This window comes from Desulfosarcina alkanivorans (assembly GCF_009688945.1).
GTDB lineage: Bacteria > Desulfobacterota > Desulfobacteria > Desulfobacterales > Desulfosarcinaceae > Desulfosarcina > Desulfosarcina alkanivorans.
The window spans coordinates 2315089-2334600 of sequence record NZ_AP021874.1 but is presented as its reverse complement, the minus strand read 5'-3'; the positions used below and the strand labels follow the sequence as shown (position 1 = coordinate 2334600).

The window sequence follows — 19512 nt, the reverse complement described above, 5'->3', positions numbered from 1 at the left end:
ATATTTTTATTGACGACATCTCGAAATTAGATTAGTGATCAGTTATCGAACGATGTTCGAAAAATACCGGTCTGATTTATATTGTTTGAATCAACTTCAACCTTGATGCCTTCGTAAAAGTCGTTTTTCCGACGGGTTCGTAAAAAGGCGAGATCGCCCGCTACACACCAGACGGGACAGGAAGGCTTGCGAATCCTTAAGGAATGAGGCGTGCTTACGGTACTCCGCAGTGACGAGGGATGAAGCGTAATGCAGATATCGGCTTATTTACGAATCCGTCAATCATAAGGGGGGAATATGGGAAAGCTGCTTTCCGGTAAGACCGCCGTGGTGACCGGAGCCGGGAAACGGTCCGGCATCGGCTATGCGGTGGCCTGCAAGCTGGCCGCCGAAGGGGCCAACGTGGTGATCGCCGACCTGGGACGGGACGCGGACCCGGAACTGGCGGTCAAGACCGGGGTTGAAAGCGAAATGACCGATATCGCGAAAGAAGTCGCCCGAACCCATGGCATTGACACCATGGCCGTCAACCTGGATGTCACCCGGGCCGACAGCATTGCCGCCATGGTGCAGGCCATCGGCAAGCGGTTCGAAACCATAGACATCCTGGTGAACAACGCCGGCGCCTCCTTCGGCGTGCCCAATGCCGTGCATACCTACGACGAAACCGCCTGGATGAAGACCATCGACGTGAACCTGCATGGCGTTTTCCGGGTCAGCCGGGCCCTGCTGCCGATGATGATTTTAAATGGCGGCGCCATCGTCAATACGGCGTCGCGTGCCGGCAAGGTGCCGGCCCTGTTCAACGGTGCCTACGCCGTGGCCAAGGCCGGGGTGATCATGCTCACCAAGGTGATGGCCATGGAACTGGCCGGCAACGGCGTGCGGGTCAACGCCGTCTGTCCGGGGCAGATCGCCACGGACCTGGAAAAATGGCGTTTCGGCCTGGAGGCCCAATTCTTCGATTCGACCATAGAAGAAAGAGAGAAGGAGATGTGCAAGACCATTCCCCTGGGCCGCATCGGCAGCCCGGATGAAGTCGGGGACCTGGTGGTTTTTCTGGCTTCGGACCGCGCCGCCTACATGACCGGCCAGGCCATCAACATCACCGGCGGACAGCTCATGGAATTGTAACATCCGGGTGGCTGCCAAAGGGATCATCAGACACGGCTTTCCCGAAAACCATTTCATCAACTGACATCTACTGGAGGGATCATGGCTGAAATAACCGGAGGGGAATTGTTGTTAAGGTGCCTGCACGCCGAAGGTGTGTGTCATATCAATGCCATTACCGACGGCACCTACATGATGGTGATCGAAGCGCTGGAGCGACTCGGCACTGAACTCAATATGCGGCTTGTGGTCCCCCGTCATGAAGCGGCTGCGGCCCACGCCTGCGACGCGTACACCCGGGTGTCCGGGAAACCGGCGGTGGTCATGGCCTGTGCCGGTCCGGGTGCGGCCAACCTGGTGGCGGGCATGATGTGCGCCCAGGCCGAAGGCAGCCCTGTTGTGGCCATCACCACGACGCGTCGCAGTGACATTTCCGATTCATACGTTCACCAGGGAGGCATGCAGGTCAGCCACCATCTGGACGTGTTCAGGCCCGCTGTCAAATGGAACGGAAAGATCGATCATTGGAAGCGGATTCCCGACATGGTGCGCCATGCGTTTCGCACCGCCATGTCGGGCAGGCCCGGTCCCACCCACATCCTCATCCCCGAGGACATCATCTCGCAAAAGGGGGATGACGCCAGCGTGGCCATCATTGCTCCAGAGCGATACCGGGTGGTCGAAAGCATGCCGGCAGATCCCGCGGCCATTAAACGAGCGGCGGAAATGCTGGTCAGCGCGGATCTGGTCAACATTCACTGCGGAAACGGGTCTGAACGCGCCGATGCCGGCGATCAGGTTCAACGGCTGGCCGACTTCCTGGGATGTCCGGTGACTCATACCATCCGTGCCCGCGGCATCATTCCCGACGATCACCCCCTTTGCTTCCATCCCACCTGCATGTCACGCATTGTGGCCAACAATCAGGCCGATCTCGTACTGGCAGTGGGGACTCGGCTGGGTGAACTAAATATGTGGGGCCAGCCGCCCATGTTCGGAGAGCCGGACAAGCAGCGCCTGATCCAGATCGATACCGAACCCACCAACATCGGGCTCAACCGGCCTACCGATATCCCCTTGATCGGGGATGCGCGATTGGTATTGGCCCAGCTTTTCGACGAAGTGCGGCAGTTGACCGAAAAACGCCCTCATCATGCAAAAATCGCCGAGCTCAGGGCCCTCCAGGATCAGTTTCAAACAGAATTGGATGATGCGCTGGCCGACACGGCGCGCCAACCCATGCTCACCGGTCAGATACTCAAGGCCTGCAACGACTTTTTCAGCGATGATGCCATCTTCGTGATGGACGGAGGCAACACGACCCTGTGGGACCTGCATTATCACGTTGCCCGAAAATCACGTTCGGTGGTTTACTCGATGAACTACGGGCACCTGGGTACGGGCTTGCCTTACGCGCTCGGCGCCAAGCTGGCCTGTCCCGAAAAACCGGTTTATTGCGTCACCGGGGACAGTGCTTTCGGATTTAACATCCAGGAACTGGAAACCGCCGTGCGAAACGATTTGCCCGTTATCATCCTCGTGGCTGTGGATGGTGCCTATGGGATGGAGAAGAGCGCCCAGCAGCGCCAGTTCGGGCGTGATGCCGCCTGGTTCGGCCATGACCATGCTCCGGTCCGCTACGATCAGGTGGGCACGGCCATGGGATGTCACGGTGAATATGTGGCGTCCGTCGAGGAGATCCTGCCGGCCCTGGAGCGTTCGGCGGCCTCCGGAAAGCCTGCCGTCATTCATGTTGCCGTCGATCCCGATGCCAATGTGGATCCCCCGGGCAACTGGCTGTGGGCGGCGGCTCGATCGGGAAAGATGTGAGCAGACAGACCGGCTGCCTGCATACGGTCCATTGTGTAAAACCGATCTGCCATTGAAAATAAGGAGACAAATCCATGGAACCGCTTGCCATCGATCAGGTCCGGCTCAATTTCAACCCCCAGGGGCTCATGGCCATCAACGGGGCCATCGGTCTGATGATGCTGGGCGTTTCCCTGGACCTGAAGCTCGAGGACTTCAAGCGCATCCTGGTGTCCCCCAAGGCGCCCGGAATCGGTCTGCTGGCCCAGTTCCTGCTCCTGCCGGCCTTTACCTTCCTGCTGACCCTGATACTCAAGCCCCATCCCTCCATGGCCCTGGGGATGATCCTGGTGGCGGCCTGCCCGGGGGGCAATCTGTCCAACATCATGACCTACCTGGCCAAGGGCAACTGCGCCGTGTCCATCAGCATGACGGCCATCTCCACCATCGCGGCGATTGTCATGACGCCGCTGAACCTGTCCATCTGGGGCAGCCTGAATCCGGACACCGCCGACATCCTGCGCCGGGTCAGCCTCAGACCGGTGGATGTGTTCATTACCGTATTCGTTATCCTGGGCATCCCGCTGATCCTCGGTCAGGTCCTGGCGCGCTCGTTTCCCACCCTGGCCGACCGGGTGCGCCGGCCGTTCAAGATATTTTCACTGGTTTTTTTCATCCTGATCGTCTGCGGCGCACTGGCGGCCAACTGGGGCAACTTTATCCGTTATGTGGGCATCGTCATGTTCGCCGTGTTTCTGCACAACGCCCTGGCCCTGAACCTGGGGTACTGGTCCGGGCGCCTGGCCGGACTGGAGGAGCGCGATGCCCGCGCCACCTGCATCGAGGTGGGCATCCAGAACTCTGCCCTGGGGCTGGTGCTGGTCTTCAACTTTTTCGACGGCCTGGGCGGTATGGCCATCCTCGTGGCCTGGTGGGGCGTGTGGCATATTTTTGCCGGCCTGACCACGGCGTTTATCTTTACCCGCCGGCCGCTGCCCGACGGGGAGCAGACGGATGAGGCCGCCTGCCGACTGTAATCGCGGAACCGTATTCTGGAGCGAAAGGAGTGGCGAATGGCCAGACGTCGTTTTTCCAATCGGATCGTCGTGGTGACCGGCGCCGCCAGCGGGATCGGGCTGGCGGTGGCCCGACGCTTTGCCCGGGCCGGTGCCACCTGCGCCCTGCTGGATATGGATGCGGTTCGGGTGAAGGCATGTGAACAGGCGTTTGCCGATGCCGGCCACCGGGTCCTGGGGCTGCGGTGCGACGTGACCCGGCGATCCGACTGCGAAGCGGCCATGCAGACTGTCATCGAGCGGTTCGGCGGCATCGATGTGCTTTTCAACAATGCCGGCATCACCCAGCGCAGCGCCTTCGTGGAGACGCGCATCGAGGTGTACGAGCGGGTCATGGCGGTCAATTTTTTCGGTGCCCTTTACTGCACCAAGGCGGCGATCCACAGCCTGATCCGGCGGCGCGGCCTGATCATTTCCAATGAAAGCATCGCCGGTCTGGCGCCGCTGCTGGGGCGCACCGGGTATGCCGCCAGCAAGCATGCCATGCATGGCCTGTTCACCTCCCTGCGCAGCGAGGTCCGGGACCGGGGGGTTCACGTCATGGTGGTCTGTCCCGGCTTTATCAAGACCAACCTGCAGGACCGGGCCCTGGGCGCCGACGGCACCGTTACCCGCCACCCGCAGTCCAGGGTCGGCCGGCAGGATACGCCGGAGTGCGCCGCCGACGCCATTTTCCGGGGCGCCGAAAGAGAAAAAGACCTGCTGGTGCTCACCGCCATGGGTAAAATCGGATACTGGGTCAGCCGCCTGGCACCGGCCTTTTACGAGCGGCGCATGGCCCGCCGGTTCAAGGCGGAACTGGAACGCCCGCCGTCGTGAATGGATCGTATGAACTGATTTATGGCTTCGTTCACTGTGTCGGCCGGACCCGGTACCATGCCGGTTAGGCGGACAGCCGGGGCGAGGCCCGGCGGTGGGTGGCGCAGCACACCGCCGGGACCGCCAACCCCTTGAAGGTTCCCGAAGCGGACCCGGTCCGCTGGTGTCCGGTCCGGCACTGTCACATGAAGCGCCAACGCCCCTGGTTCGGCTTTCGGTCTGCGGATGGTGCGGTTACCATCGGTCGGACGTCCGCCAGGATAACCCACGGCCCTCCCGGCAATGCCAGTGAAAAACAGGTATTGAGGAAGCGGCTTCAACGCTCGATCAGGAAGACGATGGGACTCAAGGAAAGAAGAGAACGGGAAAAACAGGCGCGCAAACATCAGATTTTGGATGCGGCCCGACACCTCCTGTTTAAAAAGGGGATCCAGTCCACCAGCATCAATCAGATCGCCCGCAAGGCCGAACTCGGCGTCGGTACCATCTATTTTTACTACCAGAGCAAAGAGGAAATCTTTTATGCGCTCCAGGAAGAGGGCCTGGATATTCTCTTCCGCCAGATCGAAGCCATCGGCCGCAAGTCCATCGGCCCCGACGGAAAGCTTCGTGAAACCGGCATGGCCTACCTGGACTTCAGCAGACGCCACAAAGACTATTTCGATATCATCAACTATTTTCTGGCGACGCCGACGGTGATGCTGGGCGACGAACTGAAGCAGCGGATCGACCACAAGGGCAGCCGCATCCTCAAACTGCTGGACGGGTTTACCCGGACCGGCGTCGCCGACGGAACCTTCCGCAGCGTCGATCCCAAAAAATACGCCGTCATGTTCTGGGGCGCCCTGCACGGGCTGACCCAGTTCAAGAAATTGGAGAATACCGTTCTGGAGGGAGAGAACCACGCCCATATTTTTGAATACGCGGTCGACCAGTTGATCGACGGACTGAAACCAAAAAAGGAGCGATAATAATGGCAAAACAGAAAATGACGCCCAGCGAGGCGCTGGTGGAAACCCTGGTGGCCGAAGGGGTAAAGAACGTCTTCGGCATCGTCGGATCGGCCTACATGGACGCCCTGGACCTCTTCCCCGCCGCCGGCATCCGGTTCATTCCCGTGGCCCACGAACAGGCGGCCACCCACGCCGCCGACGGCCTGGCCCGGGTGACCGGCAGTCCCCAGTGCTGCATCGGCCAGAACGGTCCCGGTGCGGCCAATTTCGTATCGGCCATGGTGGCGGCCTACTGGGCCCACAGCCCGGTGGTGGCCCTGACCCCGGAAACCGGCTCCATGGGCATGGGCACCGGCGGTTTCCAGGAACTGGACCAGATGGCCATGTTCGAGCGACAGACGGTGTACCAGGTGCGGGTGAACCAGCCCCGGCGCATGGCCGAGCTGGCCCGGCGGGCCTTCTACATGGCCAAGAATCTCAACGGCCCCACCCAGCTAAACATCCCCCGTGACTTCTTTTACGGCGTCTGCGAGGACGAGATCTATACGACGCCCGTCATCAAAAGGGGGGCCGGTTCACTGGAAGACCTGGACGCCGCCGCCCGGATCATCGCGGCGGCCAGGTATCCGGTGATCGTTTCCGGCGGGGGCGTGTCCCAGGCCGATGCCGTCGAACCGGTCAGGGCCCTGGCCGAATACCTGACAGCGCCGGTGGTCAATTCCTATCTGCACAACGACACCTTCCCGGCCAGCCACCCCCTGGCCTGCGGCCCCATCGGCTACTGCGGTTCCAAAGCGGCCATGCGGACCATTAAAAAGGCCGACGTGGTCGTCGCCCTGGGCACCCGTCTGGGGCCCTTCGGTACGCTGCCCCAGTACGACATGGCCTACTGGCCGGACCAGGCCCGGCTGATCCAGTGCGACACGGACGTCAACGTGCTGGGCCTGTCCAAACGGGCCGATGTCTACAGCTGCGGCGATGTCGGAGAATTCGCCACCCTGCTGCTGGAGCGCACCAAGGCGCTGGCGCCGGATCTCAAGGCCGACAGCGGCCGCCTGGCCGATGTGAAAGCAGAGAGACAGGCCTGGGGCGATGAACTGAACCAATGGAGTGCCAGCGACCGGAGTGCGCCCATGCACCCACGCCGCTTTCACCGGGAGTGGACCCGGGCCCTGCCCGAAAACAGCATCGTCACCACCGACATCGGCAACAATTCTTCCATGATCAACAGCTACCTGAGATTCGAAGGCGTCCGGCAGCACATTTCGGCCCTTTCCTGGGGCAACTGCGGGTTTGCCTACGGGGCGGCCCTGGGGTGCAAGATCGCCAGGCCCGACGCGCCGGTGATCGCCTTCCAGGGGGACGGCGCCTACGGCATCAGCGGCATCGCCGAGGTGATGACCGCCGTTCGGGAAAACATTCCGGTCATTGCCATTGTGGCCACCAATTACGAATGGGGTGCAGAGAAGAAGAACCAGATCGACTACTACGACAACCGCTTCGTGGGCGCGAACCTGCCGGACAACCCCGATTACGCCCGGCTGGCCGAAGAGATGGGCGCCCTGGGCTTCAGGGTGGATCACCCGGACCAGGTGGGCGATGCGGTCAAAGAAGCCATCGCGTCCAGCCGGCCCTGCGTGATCAACGCCATCGTCCAGGGCGGTGAAGAGGTGCTGGCCGAACCCTTCCGCCGGGATGCGCTCAACATGCCGGTGCGCTACCTGGACAAATACAGCCATTTGAATGCGAAATGAGACGGTGATCGACCGGTCAGGGGGGTGATGGCAAGGCAATCCCCTGATCGGTCCCGGCCTTTTCATGACTTGATGAACCTTTAAACCGCTCCGGAACATCCATTGACAGTGCGCCATGACGACATTTTCATCGTCAACCGTCAGCTGGCGTTGTACAGGTCTCTGCAAGGGTGTTGAAAAGCGTCGTGAGCGCAGGCAAAACAAGGCACCATTCGTCGAAAAAGAGTGCGGTATATGGGTGATAAATGAGCATTCCGAGCCGAATTTTAACGCAGTATCGCCAAGCGCCTGCAGCGTCTGATCAACATACATCTCCATGCGATCCATCTTTATTTAAGGCTTCTATCGGGTCTCTATGAAAATGGATATCCAAAAAACGCCATCCCGACTGAGCAAGAGCTATTCATTTTAGTAACTGTTGCAATATCCATCGGTTTGATAATTGAACCCCATACTGATACACTGCTAACCGACTGATATTTATTGAGTGGCAATTGACTATACTTAACTGCAACGGAAAGACAGATGAAAACGGATCCGGAAAGCCTTGGGAGAAAAATCGCTTTATTCCGCAATGCCAATTTGTTCAAAGAACTGTCCCCAAAGGCTCACCTGGACCTTGCCGAAATGGCTGCAAGGCAACATTATGAAAAAAATGACATTATTTTCCAAGCGCAGGAACCTTGCGATGTTTTTACCATCGTTGAGAAAGGGCTGGTTCGTGTCTGCAGATACTCCGCCACGGGCAAGCGGCTCACCTATTTGCTGGCAGGTCCCGGAGAACCGCTGAATCTGATCGGGCCATTTACCGGTGCATCCCGTGATTATGTCGCAGAGTCTTGCACCGATACGGTAATCATGTCTATCGAAAGGAAGGCGTTTGCCAAATTTTCATTAGGACATCCCCAGTTGATCATAGCCATTATCGAAATTCTGGGGCAGGCGGTGGACAGTTCAAACAGCCGTATCCTGGACATGCAGGACAAGAAGGTCATTCAACGCTTAAAGCGCGTGCTGCATACTTTATCCGAAAAATTTGGACCGGTCCTGAACTTTACCGCAATGGAGATCGCCGACCTGGCCAGTACGACAACCGAATCCGCATTGCGCGTACTTAGCGATCTGCGTCAAGAGGGCATCATCGAAAAAAGCCGGGGACAGATTGATATTCTCAAACCGGAAGCGCTGATCGATCCTGAGTCTGAGGATTTATGGATCTGAGTTCTTTCAGTACATCAGATCGGGGAGCCAGGTGATGATCTGAGGGAAGATGATCATCAGGATGATGCCGATGAAAATGGCTGCCAGGAACGGGAGGATGCCTTTGAATATTGATTCCAGTGGAATGTCGGCGCCTGTTGTTTGCGAAACCCCATAGACGACGTACACATTGATCCCGACCGGTGGGGTGATAACGCCCATTTGCGTGATCAACACGATGATCACGCCGAACCAGATCGGATCATAGGCCAGTTGTTCGACAACCAGCGGGTAAAATATCGGGATGGTCAGCATGACGAGTGCCAGAGCGTCCATGATACAGCCGCCGACCGTGTAAACCAGTATTACGATCATCAGGATTAAAAACGGTGGCAGATTCAATCCCCCGACACCGCTGGCGATGTTGAACGGTATGCGGGTTACGGCCAGGAATTTCCCGAACACGGCTGCACCGGCGATCAAGAACATCACCATGCAGGACGTTCGCAGGGTTTCATACAGGGACTTGACGAAGCCATCCCATGAAAGATGTCCCCTGAGGACAGAAACCGCCAGAACGCCGAAAGCGCCAACAGCTGCGGCTTCCGTGGGGGTAAACAGGCCGAGGAAGAGCCCCCCCATGACGAGAATGAACACTGCCAGCGTATCCCCCATCCCGGAGAGGGACTTCATCTTCTGGCGCCAGGTGAACGTCTCGCCCGCAGGTCCCTGGTCCGGGTGTAAACGGCAGTGAATGATGACGGTAATGATGAACAAGAGGGTCATCACGATGGCCGGGATGATTCCCGCTACGAAAAGGGCGCCGATCGATTGTTCGGTCAGAATGCCGTAGACGATCAGAACGACGCTGGGTGGCATGATCATTCCCAGCCCCCCTCCTGACGCGACAGAGCCGGAACTGAGTTCGTCGGCGTATTGGTAACGTTTCATTTCTGGCAGACCCACTGTCGCCATGGTCGCCGCAGTGGCCGGGCTTGATCCGCATACCGCGCCAAAGGCCGTGCAGGCGGTTACGGTTGCCATGGCGAGGCCGCCGCGGGTGCTTCCCAAAAATTTGTAAGCGGTGTCGTACAATCGACGCCCGATACCGGCATTGAAGGCGATCTGGCCCATCAGGATGAAAAGCGGAATCGTGGTCAGGCCATAGGAGGAAAAGGTTTCGTAAATGTTGCGCGAGAGCAGGTTAAGGCCCCCCTTGACCGAAACCATATAGCTGAAGCCGACCCAGCCCACCAGGATCATGACATAAGCGACGGGCATACGCGTCATGAACATCGCCAGCATGACGACAAGCCCGATGGTACCGATTAGCGTAGGACTCATTTTTTTCCCATTAGCGTATTGACGTCTTTTAAAACGTCCTCAAGCAGGTTCAAGGTCAGAATCAGAAAGCAAAAAGCGGTGATGTAGATGATCGTGTGCTCGGGAAATTCAAGACTGATGGAGACTTCTCCGGACCGGCGCATCGTTTCGGCATAGTTGGCCATACGCCATGAAATCACGGCGAACATCAAAAAAGCCAGTGTATTCGTACACAGCCCGATGGCGGCCTGGGTCCGTTGCGATAAAAGACGCACCACGACTTCAACGCCAATGTGGCCGCGCATGCGGTGGGTGTAGGGAAGCGCCAGGGCCGCCGCCATCGTGGCCATGAACCCGGCGATTTCTACCGACCCGAGGATCGGGTGCCCCAAATAACGCCCGACGACGTCCGCGCAGGTCATTATTGTCATGGCCACCAGACAGACAGCGCCCCCCATTTTTAATAAATCCCGCAACCATTGAAACAATTTCAAAACGGCGACCATCCTCCATTCGTTATCATTCCGTGGGCCAGGGGGCCGAAAGTCGCCCCCCCTGAACACAAACAGCCCTACTGCAGCTCGTTTAGGCTTTTCACGATGAAATCGACGATTTCCTGGGCGTTGCTCACGCCTTTCTGCTTGGCATCGGTTACGTATTTAGAGATGATCGGCGCCACCGCCTGCTTCCAGCGGCCCTGTTCCTGGGCGTCGACACCAAGCAACTGTCCTCCCTGGTTGAGAAAAAACTGGATGCCCTTCATGTCGCTGGTATCCCAGGCTTCGCCATGTTTCACGATCCACTCTGCATTGATTTGTTCGATCGTCTTCCGGATATCGGCGGGAAAGGAATTCCACTTGTCTTTGTTCATCACGACGAAAAAAGAGGTGGTATAGGCGGCGCTGAAGGCGCAGGTGGCGTAGTCGGTCACCTCTCCCAGCTTCCACCCCTTGTTGGCTTCGAGAGGGTAGACGGCGCCTTCGACGACCCCTTTTTGCAGCATTTCATAGGTTTCAGGCATTGGTTTGGGAACCGGGGTGCCGCCCAGGGCTTTGACCACCAGCGCGCTCGTGCCATGGCCGCGAAACTTCAGGCCCTTCATGTCTTCCAATTTGCGGACCGCTTTGCCTTTGGTGTGGACCAGTCCGGGGCCATGGGCATGCAGATACATCACTTTCACATCGTCGAACTCTTTGGGCATGAATTTTTGGTTTACCCGATTGACCACTTCGGTGGCCACCTTGCCGCTGGAATAGCCCAGAGGCAGGTCAACGGCAGACATGACGGGGAATCGTCCGCGGGTATAGGCCAGTACCGAAAAGCCTATATCGGAGATTCCTTCCACAGTTCCGTCGTAGCACTGTTTGGCTTTGGTCAGGGTCTGTCCCGGGAAGTAGTTTACTTTGACTTTGCCGCCGGTGCGCTTCTCGACTTCCTGGCACCATGCTTCAGCGAGTTTACTCTGGATGTGCGTGGGCGGGAAAAAATTGCTGTAGGTTAATTTGAAATCGGCAGCAGATGCGGTGGTAACCCAGGCCAGGGGGATCGCAATAATCGCCAGCAAAACAGGAACAAGCAAAACGGATCTTTTCATGAGGCCCTCCCGATGTCATTTTTGGGTTGATGGTATGCTTCAGCCGTTGGCTGTATATTTTTGAGCATAACGTTTATCGGAGGTGCGACGCTGGTTGGGCAACTATTGCTTATTCTCTGGCAGACCGCTTGGTTTTCAAATGGTCGTTTATGTCTATCGATCGTGATTTCAAGATATTGAAATCACGAACACTCGTAAGGTTGCGGATCAAACCTTCAATCCCATTTCGTTTCATACCGCGTGTAATACAGGCTGTCGTGGTCGGGAAAAATCGTCGGATAGGATACGTGAACGGCAATTTAGACTGTCCGGTCCCCACCTGATCGCCATTCTGTTTCTCTTGCCCTTTCTAACGTTTAATCGCATGCTCATTCCATGTCTATGACCGTCGTCATACACCTTCATGATTTAAAAAATTATCGGGTATCTCACGCCTATATGATTCCGATCATATACACCACCGGGCTAACTTATTTATGGTCGGGCGAACGTCCCATCCCTTCCCGAGTGGCGATTCGGCTTCAAAGGGCCGAATCGTCGCTGCATACTGCCGTTAATCACATCTGAAGATAAAGGCTTGTCCATGGATTACACGCCATACTGGAACCCGGTACTGGAGAAGATGGATCGTGAGAAACTGCAACGTCTGCAACTGCTGAAGTTCAAGCGGATCTTTACATGGGCCTACGAGCATTCCCGGTTTCATCGTGCGCTTTATGACGATGCGGGGATCGCGCCTGCCGATATCCACAGCTTCGAAGATATCCGCAGGGTACCCAAGGTGGAAAAATCCATGATGCGCGGCATCCAGCGCAAGGATCCCTTTCCATACGGAGACATGCTCTGCGTTCCCCTCGAGGAGGTCACGGCATTTCGCCAGACCAGCGGCTCTACCGGGCAGCCCGTCTACCAGGCCGATACGTGGCAGGATTGGGAATGGTGGGCCGAGTGCTGGTCCTTTATCATGTGGGCCCAGGGATACCGCCCTTCGGACCGGGTGTTTCTCCCCTTCGGATACAATGTTTTCGTGGCTTTCTGGGCCGCCCACTACGCCGCCGAAAAAATCGGCTGCGAACTGGTTCCCGGAGGCGTCCTGGACACCCAGGCGCGCATACTGAAGATTCAGGAACTCAAGGCCACCGCCATCATGGCCACCCCCACGTATATTTTGGGCATGGCGGATACGGCCAGACGCAAAATGGATATCGATCCGGCCGGGTTGGGGGTCACCAAAGTCACCTGTGCCGGAGAGCCGGGCGCCAGTATCCCAACTACCAAGCAGCGGATGCAGGACGCCTGGAATGCCCGGGTGTACGACCATGCCGGAGCCACGGAAATCGGGGCCTGGTCGTACGAATGTGCGGCTCAGCCGGGAGGAATGCACGTCAACGAAGCCTTTTTTCTGGTCGAAATCGAAGATGTCGACAGCGGCGAGATCATAGACGAGCCCTGTCGCCGCGGAAAAATGGTCATCACCGCCCTGGACCGGTTCGCCCAGCCCTGCATCCGCTTCGACTCCAAGGATATCATCGAGTGGGGGGAAAAACCGTGCGCCTGCGGCCGAACTTTTCGCCTGATCAAAGGCGGCGTCATCGGCCGGGCGGACGATATCACCAAGGTGAAAGGGGTGCTGCTGGCCCCGTCGGCCATCGAGGAGGTGGTCCGGGGGATCGATGGTCTCGGCGATGAATACGAGGTCGTCGTGGACAAGCTGGGGGACATCGACCGGATTAAGCTCAAGGTGGAATTGGACCCCGGGCAGGAAGAACGCGCCAAAGTCATCGAAACCGAATTAAAGGACCAACTGCGTCTAAAGACCAACCTGAGCTACCGCCTGGAATTCTATGACTATGGCCGGCTGCCCCGCTATGATGTGAAAGCGAAGCGCTTCAAGGACCTGCGGAAACATCTCTAAACCGTGTTTCCGGATTCAAGTGCCCTCAAAGAGACCAAGATAATGAATCAAACGCCAATCGAGGAAACCCTACACGCAATCGGCTTGGAAATCGATGCCATGAAAACCGCGATCGAACGGCTGGAATCCTTGCGCACCGGTTACCCGGCGCTGGAACGCAATCTGGTCCGGGTCCGCGCCAGCATCAAGATGCTGGAAATGAATTTTGTCGATCCCGCACAGATGGAATGATTCAGTGGCTGTCATTTTTTCATGGTGAGACGTCGAGTTTTGCGAGCCAAGCTACTTTCAACGCCTGAAGGTGTTGGCGAATACACAGGCGCGGTGGTTGGATCCCTTTGACCGCCCACTTTTCTTTGAGATCAACGGGGTGAACCCTTCCCCGGGGACACACCGGTCCCGCCCGCGGTTATAGTCTTAAATTTCCATATTTAAATTGAGCGGTTATCGCGTTATGAAGGATCACAGCCGTGGTTGACTACAGGTGGTGATCAGGCTATGTGTTCACTGAGGTAAAACTTAATGATAAACGCAGATCGCGGTTGCGTCCCCTCGCCCTTTAAGGGAGAGGGACAGCGGGAAGGGGCATCAGGTTGTAGGGAAATGACAAAACCAGCAGACAAATCGGCGGGCTACCAGGCACCGGCCGTTCACAAGGCATTCCACCTGCTGCGCACCGTGGCGCAATCGCGCCAGCCGTTCGGCCTCACCGGTCTTGCCAAAAAGTTGGGCTACAGCAAAAGCACCACCCACGGGCTGGTGCATGCGTTACTCCGTGAAGGTGCGCTGGTGCAGGGGGCGGATGGTCGCAAACTCCACCTGGGGCCGACGGTGATCGATCTGGCCTTTTCCAGTTGGAATTCTATCAAAATGGTCGAGGCGGTGCAGCCCGTCATCGACCGGTTGCGGGACCGAATCAAGGAAACCCTTGTCCTGGGTGCGTTGATTTGCAACCGCATTCTGATATTGGCTGCCGCCGAATCGGCGGATCCGCTGAAGATTTCGGCGTCGCCGGGAACTGTCCTGCCCCTATTCGCCGGTGCCGCCGGCAAGGTTTTTCTGGCCGCCAAACCTCCCGGTGAGGCGCAGCAGTTGATACGGGAAAACGGGCTGCCTTTCCACACCCCCCGCTCCATCACCGATGAAGGGAAATATTTAGCTGTGCTGGAAGAGGCCCGTTCCAACGGGTATTGCGTGGACGACGAGGAATATCTCACCGGAGTCCGGGCCGTGGCCGTTGCCCTGAACAACATTAAAGGGCCCCCCATGGCTTTCTGGGCGGTGGGGCTGTCTAACCGTATGGACGATGACAAGATTGCGCACGCCATCGGTGTCATGACGGCCGCTTCCGGCAAGTTGCGTGGTATTCTTGATCAAGGGCCGGGTGACTGAGCGATGCTTCCGGCATTGGAATAACTTCTCACCAGTGGTATGGTGGTCTTATTGTTGAATCCATTTCCAGAGAAAGTGTAGCTTTCGGGAATCGTATTGATCTCACAGCAGCACCAAGCCGCATAGTTTATTAAGTATCTATTTTCTTATTGGGCTCGTTTGATTATCATTTCGTATCTCGGGCTTGATGCTTCCTGGGATACTCGATGTATCTGTAATTTGACCCTCCTCCGTAAACAACGCACCCCCTGTAGCTAAATACCTGGCCTGATAATTTTGGTGTGCAATTAATTCGCAGCGAATGAATAACTAAGTTCTGCTCAAGAGAAAGGAGAAATCACGATGCCGCTCATGTTCAACAACGTCCTTCGCGATACAGGCCTTGATCCAAAGGAGGTGCGCCTCGTACGTCACAAAGACACGTCGGCTGCACGTGGTCGCTCCGTATATGAACTGTGGCGTGATAGCCGCGACCTCTTCGAGCAGTATCAGTCTCTCCAGAGGATCGCCGCCCGAAAGAAGTTCTCCGCTCCGTACTGGGCAGTGTTCGTGGTGAATCTGAGCAACGAGACCATGTTTGCGGGGATCTACGCAGCACGCTACCGCGGGCTGCTCGACAAAGACACCCCACAGCCTCACCGGGATGGAATTGACAAGGCGGGCATTTATGATGTCTACGACCTCACGCTGTGCGACGAAGCGACCGAGTTCATTGGGCGGCTCTTCATCGACTGGGGAGCCGGAGCCCTTGCATGGGTTCAATACGCCAACCGCCAGGACAAGCCTATTGTGGAGTTACGCAGGCGCTTCAAGGAGCCCGAGTTTCCTGGCTTTATCAACTTCATTCAGTCCCTGTCGAGCCTCGGGCGATTGCCGCAAAGTTGGCGTCATGCTCTACAAGCGGCGCGTGGCGTGTACCTACTCACATGCCCCAGGACCAAAGAGCAGTACGTTGGCTCTGCAAGCGGAACCATGGGGTTCTGGGGTAGATGGCACGACTACGTTCAAACTGGACATGGTGGCAACCTCGGTTTGAAGAGCCGAGACCCAAGTGACTACCAAGTGTCCATACTGGAAGTTGCAGGTTCGTCGGCCACGGACAACGACATACTGGAAATGGAAGGAAGATGGCAGGCCAAGTTGCAGAGCCGTGAGATGGGCCTGAATCGAAACCTTGCCGGACGGAGCAGAACAACCCACTGAACGGTACGGTGTACCGCCGCCAGTTAGTGGAAGCGTTACCACCATAAATTGTCAAAGAGCGATCAAGTGCGGGCAACCCCGGCTTTTCCAATTCAACAGGGTCCGAACACCCAAGGACTGCGTTGCTTCAAATGACTTGACTTGACTGCGGTTCAGATATCCAACGTATCTTTATTTCAGTAGGACCTGTGATTAGAGCAGCGCAGGCTCCGCGAGCTTTGCCCTGCGGGCTCGCTCGCCTGCCCTCCATCTGTCACTCGGAAACGTACCAGATCGATCTATCTTTGAACGGACTGTTTAGCGGGATTTTCTCAAAAAAACAAATTGTGGCTGTTCAAAAACGCCTACTCTGAAAGCCTTGAGGTAGTTCATGCAGAAGTTGTCCTTGCCGGCCAGGGCCGCGGCGGCGATGATGTTGGCCATCATGCGCTGGTCCAGCGGGTTGATGATCGCTCCGTCCAGCCCCTTGGCGATGGCCATGGTCATGAAGGTCTGGTTCATGAACTTTCTGGCCGGCAGGCCATAGCTGATGTTGCTCAGCCCGCAGGCCGTGTGGATTCCCGGATAGGTTGCGACGCTTTTTTCGCTGGTGTTGATGAACTCCACCCCGAAAGTACCGTCCACCGACAGGGGCTGCACCAGCGGGTCCACGAAGATGTTCTCCACCTTGACGTTGTTCTTCAGCAGGCCGCCACCAGCTCATCGGCGATGCGCATGCGGTCGCCCACGGTCTGGGGCATGCCGCTGTCGCTCATGCACAGGGCGATGACCTTCATGTCCGTATCGGCGACAATGGGCATGAGTTTGTCGTAGCGCTCCTTCTCCAGGGAGATGGGGTTGATCATGGGGGTGCCCTGGTGCACGGAAAGGGCCGCCTCGATGGACAACGGGTCCGGGCTGTCGATGGCGCAGGGCTTGTCGGTGACGGCCTGCACCGTTTCCACCAGCCACTTCAGGTATTCGGGCTCTTGGCCCACGAAGATGCCGGCGTTGACGTCGATGTAGTCGGCCCCGGCTTCAGCCTGGTCTGTGGCCACCTTCTGGATGGCTGCTGCATCGTCGGCCTCGATGGCCGCCTTGATCGCCTTTCTTCTGGCGTTGATCAGTTCGCCGATGATGATCATTGGTCTCACTCCTATAAAACGCACACCTTTATGCCGAGGAAGACAGGCACGACCCGTTATTGGCGAGGAGATGCCTTGGATCGTGCCCGCCCTGGCAGCAGGAGGAGGCCCTGCAAGAGAGCGTGTGTATCTAATAGTTGATGTGGTATCGGTTCGCTTTATGCGACCAATTCCTTTACTATCTTCACCGCCCCCGGGGCGTCGGCGCTGCAGCCATCGGCACCAATCTGGTCGGCAAAGGCCTGGGGCACCGGCGCGCCCCCGATGATCGTTCGCGTCGCCTTGACCGTGCTCTCCATGGCCGGCATGGTCGTGGTTAACAACGCCGAAAGGGTGATCACGTCGGCGTTCTTTTCAGCCGCACGTTTGACAAAGGCTTCGCTTTCCACGTCCACGCCCAGATCCACGACCTCGAAACCGGCCCCTTCCATCATCATGGACACCAGGTTTTTGCCGATGTCGTGCAAATCTCCCTTGACCGTGCCGATAACGGCCGTGCCCTTGCTCTGGCTGCCGCCTTCGCCCAAATGGGGTTTGAGCAGCTCCAGGCCGGCCTTCATGGCCTGGGCGGCCATTAGCATCTCGGGTACGAAGAACTCTCCGGCGCTGAACTTTTCGCCGACTTCGTCCATGGCGTCGATCAGGCCGTCCTTGAGGATGGTTTCGATGGCCGTGCCGGCATCGATCTCAGCCTTGGGTTTTGGCCAGGGCGGTGGCTTCGTCAAAGGCCAGGACGGCGTTGAAAATTTCTTGGGTGGTTATTGGTTTTCTCCTTATAATACCTACAGCAGGATGTTGAATTTTTCTCGAATCGCCTGGTCAATACCCTCGGAAATATACGGGGTCTCCGGTGCTTCCAGGATCTTGCGGGCGATATTTCTGGCCCTGTCCCGGGCGTTTAGGCTGCCGCCCCGCTCCCACTGGTGCCGGCTCTTGGCGTCCGTCACCCCGTGGCCCTGGAAGTACTCGCTGCGCATGTACTGCATCGTGTGGGGCGACATCATGAAATTGCCCGCAGGACCGACGGAGTCGATCACCTCCATGGCCAGATGGTCGGCGTCCACCTCAATGCCCTTGAGCACCTTGCAGGCCATGCCGATGATTTCGTCGTCGATCACGTATTGTTCGTGGGCCACGGTCAGCATGGATTCCAGCATGCCGGCGCTGTGGTGCATGTAGTTGGAGCCGCCCATGGCACCCAACAGCACGGTCATGGCCTTTTCCCAGCCGGCCTGGGCGTCGGGCAGCTTGGAGTCGGACAGGCCCGCCGAGTTGTAGTTGGGCACCTCGATATGGGCGGCCAGCTGGTGGATGGCGGCGTTCATCATGCCGCACTCCACGCCCCCGCCCTGGTAGCCCATGGTGGCCATGTTGGCCATGCCCGGAATGCCGCCGTAGAGCAGCGGGGCGCCGGGTCGGGTCAGCTGGCAGATGGCGATGCCGGCCAGCTGTTCCGCGTGTAGCTGAGCCAACGTTCCGGCCATGGTCATGGGGCTGGTGGAGCCCGACATGGGCGCGGCCGAAAGGGCCACGGGGATGTCCCGGCGGTTGCAGGCCTGCATGATGCGGGTGGACTGGGTGCACAGTTTGAGAGGCGAGATGGAGAAAGAAGTGATCACCGAGATAAACGGCTTTTCCTTGAACGCCTCTTCGCCACCTGCCACCGTGGAAGCCAATTCGATGATGCGCTCCAGTCCGGCCTCATCGTTGACCCCGCTCATGACATGTTTGCCCGTGGCCTTGAGGCAGGCGTAGAACATGTTGACGTCGTATTCCGATTCGGGGATGTCCGTGGGGATGCAGGGCCGCAAAAAGAAGTGGATGTGGTCCAACCCGTCCACCAGGCGGCCGATCTCATACAAATCATGAAGGGTCGACGAACGCTGCTGACCGTTCTCCAGATCCAGGATTTTGACTGCGGCGCCGCCGGTGCCCAGGTGCACCTTGTCCTCGGTGAGTTCCAGGTCGCTTTTGCCGTCGCGGGCATAGAGCACCACCCGGGAAGGGGCCTTGGCCGCCTGCTCCAGAACCAGGTCCCGGGGGAAGCGGATAGGGCTGTTTTCACGGTCCACGGTGGCGCCGGCCCCGGCCAGCATATCCACGGTCTCTTCCAGGCCGGCTTCGAAGGTGATGCCGGTCTTTTCTAAAATGGTCAGCGATGCATCGTGAATGGCGTCGATGCCTGCGGGCGACAAGGGCTTGTAAATGCCGCCGCTCAGACCCTTGGAGTTCATTTG

The 19512-nt window shown here is 57.8% G+C and carries 18 protein-coding genes; 11 read left to right on the top strand and 7 right to left on the bottom strand.

Annotated elements, in window-relative coordinates; translation table 11 throughout:
* Positions 1 to 297 precede the first annotated feature (297 nt).
* From DSCA_RS10275 to DSCA_RS10245, 7 genes are all read left to right on the top strand, one after another.
* The gene (locus DSCA_RS10275; protein ID WP_155316351.1) at positions 298 to 1134 is read left to right on the top strand and encodes an SDR family NAD(P)-dependent oxidoreductase; all 837 of its coding nucleotides are present in this window, start codon (positions 298 to 300) and stop codon (positions 1132 to 1134) included.
* Positions 1135 to 1215: 81 nt separating this feature from the next.
* A complete protein-coding gene (locus DSCA_RS10270) occupies positions 1216 to 2943 on the top strand; it encodes a thiamine pyrophosphate-binding protein (RefSeq protein WP_155316350.1) in 1728 nt (575 codons plus the stop codon).
* Positions 2944 to 3017: 74 nt separating this feature from the next.
* Positions 3018 to 3959, top strand: a complete 942-nt coding sequence (locus tag DSCA_RS10265) for a bile acid:sodium symporter family protein (protein WP_155316349.1) — start codon at positions 3018 to 3020, stop codon at positions 3957 to 3959.
* Positions 3960 to 3995: 36 nt separating this feature from the next.
* Positions 3996 to 4817, top strand: a complete 822-nt coding sequence (locus DSCA_RS10260; RefSeq protein ID WP_155316348.1) for an SDR family oxidoreductase — start codon at positions 3996 to 3998, stop codon at positions 4815 to 4817.
* Positions 4818 to 4915: 98 nt separating this feature from the next.
* A complete protein-coding gene (locus DSCA_RS10255) occupies positions 4916 to 5788 on the top strand; it encodes a TetR/AcrR family transcriptional regulator (RefSeq protein ID WP_155316347.1) in 873 nt (290 codons plus the stop codon).
* Positions 5789 to 5790: 2 nt separating this feature from the next.
* Entirely contained in the window at positions 5791 to 7524 is a 1734-nt protein-coding gene (gene xsc, locus DSCA_RS10250) for a sulfoacetaldehyde acetyltransferase (RefSeq protein WP_155316346.1), read from the top strand.
* Between the two features lie 525 nt (positions 7525 to 8049).
* Positions 8050 to 8745: a Crp/Fnr family transcriptional regulator gene (locus tag DSCA_RS10245; protein ID WP_155316345.1), complete on the top strand. Its 696-nt coding sequence runs from the start codon at positions 8050 to 8052 to the stop codon at positions 8743 to 8745.
* Positions 8746 to 8751: 6 nt separating this feature from the next.
* Here the strand turns inward: DSCA_RS10245 and DSCA_RS10240 are convergent, their stop codons facing one another.
* The 3 genes from DSCA_RS10240 to DSCA_RS10230 all read right to left on the bottom strand — a co-directional run bounded on the left by DSCA_RS10240 (position 8752) and on the right by DSCA_RS10230 (position 11641).
* Positions 8752 to 10068, bottom strand: a complete 1317-nt coding sequence (locus DSCA_RS10240) for a TRAP transporter large permease (protein ID WP_155316344.1) — start codon at positions 10066 to 10068, stop codon at positions 8752 to 8754.
* Positions 10065 to 10505: a TRAP transporter small permease gene (locus tag DSCA_RS10235; RefSeq protein ID WP_167527701.1), complete on the bottom strand. Its 441-nt coding sequence runs from the start codon at positions 10503 to 10505 to the stop codon at positions 10065 to 10067. The genes DSCA_RS10240 and DSCA_RS10235 overlap by 4 nt, the downstream gene beginning before the upstream one ends.
* Before the next feature lie 113 nt (positions 10506 to 10618).
* Positions 10619 to 11641, bottom strand: coding sequence for a TRAP transporter substrate-binding protein (locus DSCA_RS10230; RefSeq protein WP_155316342.1), 1023 nt, complete (start codon positions 11639 to 11641; stop codon positions 10619 to 10621).
* Between the two features lie 583 nt (positions 11642 to 12224).
* Here DSCA_RS10230 and DSCA_RS10225 point away from each other — a divergent pair.
* The 4 genes from DSCA_RS10225 (at position 12225) to DSCA_RS10210 (ending at position 16151) form a co-directional block, all read left to right on the top strand.
* A complete protein-coding gene (locus tag DSCA_RS10225; protein ID WP_155316341.1) occupies positions 12225 to 13556 on the top strand; it encodes a phenylacetate--CoA ligase family protein in 1332 nt (443 codons plus the stop codon).
* 42 nt (positions 13557 to 13598) lie between these two features.
* Entirely contained in the window at positions 13599 to 13787 is a 189-nt protein-coding gene (locus DSCA_RS10220; protein WP_155316340.1) for a hypothetical protein, read from the top strand.
* Between the two features lie 372 nt (positions 13788 to 14159).
* A complete protein-coding gene (locus DSCA_RS10215; RefSeq protein ID WP_167527700.1) occupies positions 14160 to 14948 on the top strand; it encodes an IclR family transcriptional regulator in 789 nt (262 codons plus the stop codon).
* 342 nt (positions 14949 to 15290) lie between these two features.
* Positions 15291 to 16151 carry a GIY-YIG nuclease family protein gene (locus tag DSCA_RS10210; protein ID WP_155316338.1) on the top strand — a complete coding sequence of 287 codons (861 nt, stop codon included), beginning with the start codon at positions 15291 to 15293 and terminating at the stop codon, positions 16149 to 16151.
* 297 nt (positions 16152 to 16448) lie between these two features.
* Here DSCA_RS10210 and DSCA_RS32515 read toward each other — a convergent pair whose 3' ends face one another.
* The 4 genes from DSCA_RS32515 to DSCA_RS10195 form a co-directional block, all read right to left on the bottom strand.
* Positions 16449 to 16817, bottom strand: coding sequence for a pterin-binding domain-containing protein (locus tag DSCA_RS32515; protein WP_231716436.1), 369 nt, complete (start codon positions 16815 to 16817; stop codon positions 16449 to 16451).
* Positions 16818 to 16831: 14 nt separating this feature from the next.
* Entirely contained in the window at positions 16832 to 17275 is a 444-nt protein-coding gene (locus tag DSCA_RS32510; RefSeq protein ID WP_231716435.1) for a dihydropteroate synthase, read from the bottom strand.
* Between the two features lie 158 nt (positions 17276 to 17433).
* Positions 17434 to 18000, bottom strand: a complete 567-nt coding sequence (locus DSCA_RS10200; RefSeq protein WP_231716434.1) for a corrinoid protein — start codon at positions 17998 to 18000, stop codon at positions 17434 to 17436.
* A gap of 57 nt (positions 18001 to 18057) precedes the next feature.
* Positions 18058 to 19509: a trimethylamine methyltransferase family protein gene (locus tag DSCA_RS10195; RefSeq protein ID WP_155316337.1), complete on the bottom strand. Its 1452-nt coding sequence runs from the start codon at positions 19507 to 19509 to the stop codon at positions 18058 to 18060.
* Positions 19510 to 19512: the final 3 nt, after the last annotated feature.

Bases quoted from the DNA above. Each gene is read 5' to 3' on its own strand.
- DSCA_RS10240 (WP_155316344.1), bottom strand. From the start codon at position 10,068: ATGAGTCCTACGCTAATCGGTACCATCGGGCTTGTCGTCATGCTGGCG.
- DSCA_RS10270 (WP_155316350.1), top strand. From the start codon at position 1,216: ATGGCTGAAATAACCGGAGGGGAATTGTTGTTAAGGTGCCTGCACGCC.
- DSCA_RS10230 (WP_155316342.1), bottom strand. From the start codon at position 11,641: ATGAAAAGATCCGTTTTGCTTGTTCCTGTTTTGCTGGCGATTATTGCG.
- DSCA_RS10215 (WP_167527700.1), top strand. From the start codon at position 14,160: ATGACAAAACCAGCAGACAAATCGGCGGGCTACCAGGCACCGGCCGTT.
- DSCA_RS10210 (WP_155316338.1), top strand. From the start codon at position 15,291: ATGCCGCTCATGTTCAACAACGTCCTTCGCGATACAGGCCTTGATCCA.
- DSCA_RS10265 (WP_155316349.1), top strand. From the start codon at position 3,018: ATGGAACCGCTTGCCATCGATCAGGTCCGGCTCAATTTCAACCCCCAG.
- DSCA_RS10220 (WP_155316340.1), top strand. From the start codon at position 13,599: ATGAATCAAACGCCAATCGAGGAAACCCTACACGCAATCGGCTTGGAA.
- xsc (WP_155316346.1), top strand. From the start codon at position 5,791: ATGGCAAAACAGAAAATGACGCCCAGCGAGGCGCTGGTGGAAACCCTG.
- DSCA_RS10235 (WP_167527701.1), bottom strand. From the start codon at position 10,505: ATGGGGGGCGCTGTCTGTCTGGTGGCCATGACAATAATGACCTGCGCG.
- DSCA_RS10225 (WP_155316341.1), top strand. From the start codon at position 12,225: ATGGATTACACGCCATACTGGAACCCGGTACTGGAGAAGATGGATCGT.
- DSCA_RS10245 (WP_155316345.1), top strand. From the start codon at position 8,050: ATGAAAACGGATCCGGAAAGCCTTGGGAGAAAAATCGCTTTATTCCGC.
- DSCA_RS32510 (WP_231716435.1), bottom strand. From the start codon at position 17,275: ATGATCATCATCGGCGAACTGATCAACGCCAGAAGAAAGGCGATCAAG.
- DSCA_RS10260 (WP_155316348.1), top strand. From the start codon at position 3,996: ATGGCCAGACGTCGTTTTTCCAATCGGATCGTCGTGGTGACCGGCGCC.
- DSCA_RS10195 (WP_155316337.1), bottom strand. From the start codon at position 19,509: ATGAACTCCAAGGGTCTGAGCGGCGGCATTTACAAGCCCTTGTCGCCC.
- DSCA_RS10275 (WP_155316351.1), top strand. From the start codon at position 298: ATGGGAAAGCTGCTTTCCGGTAAGACCGCCGTGGTGACCGGAGCCGGG.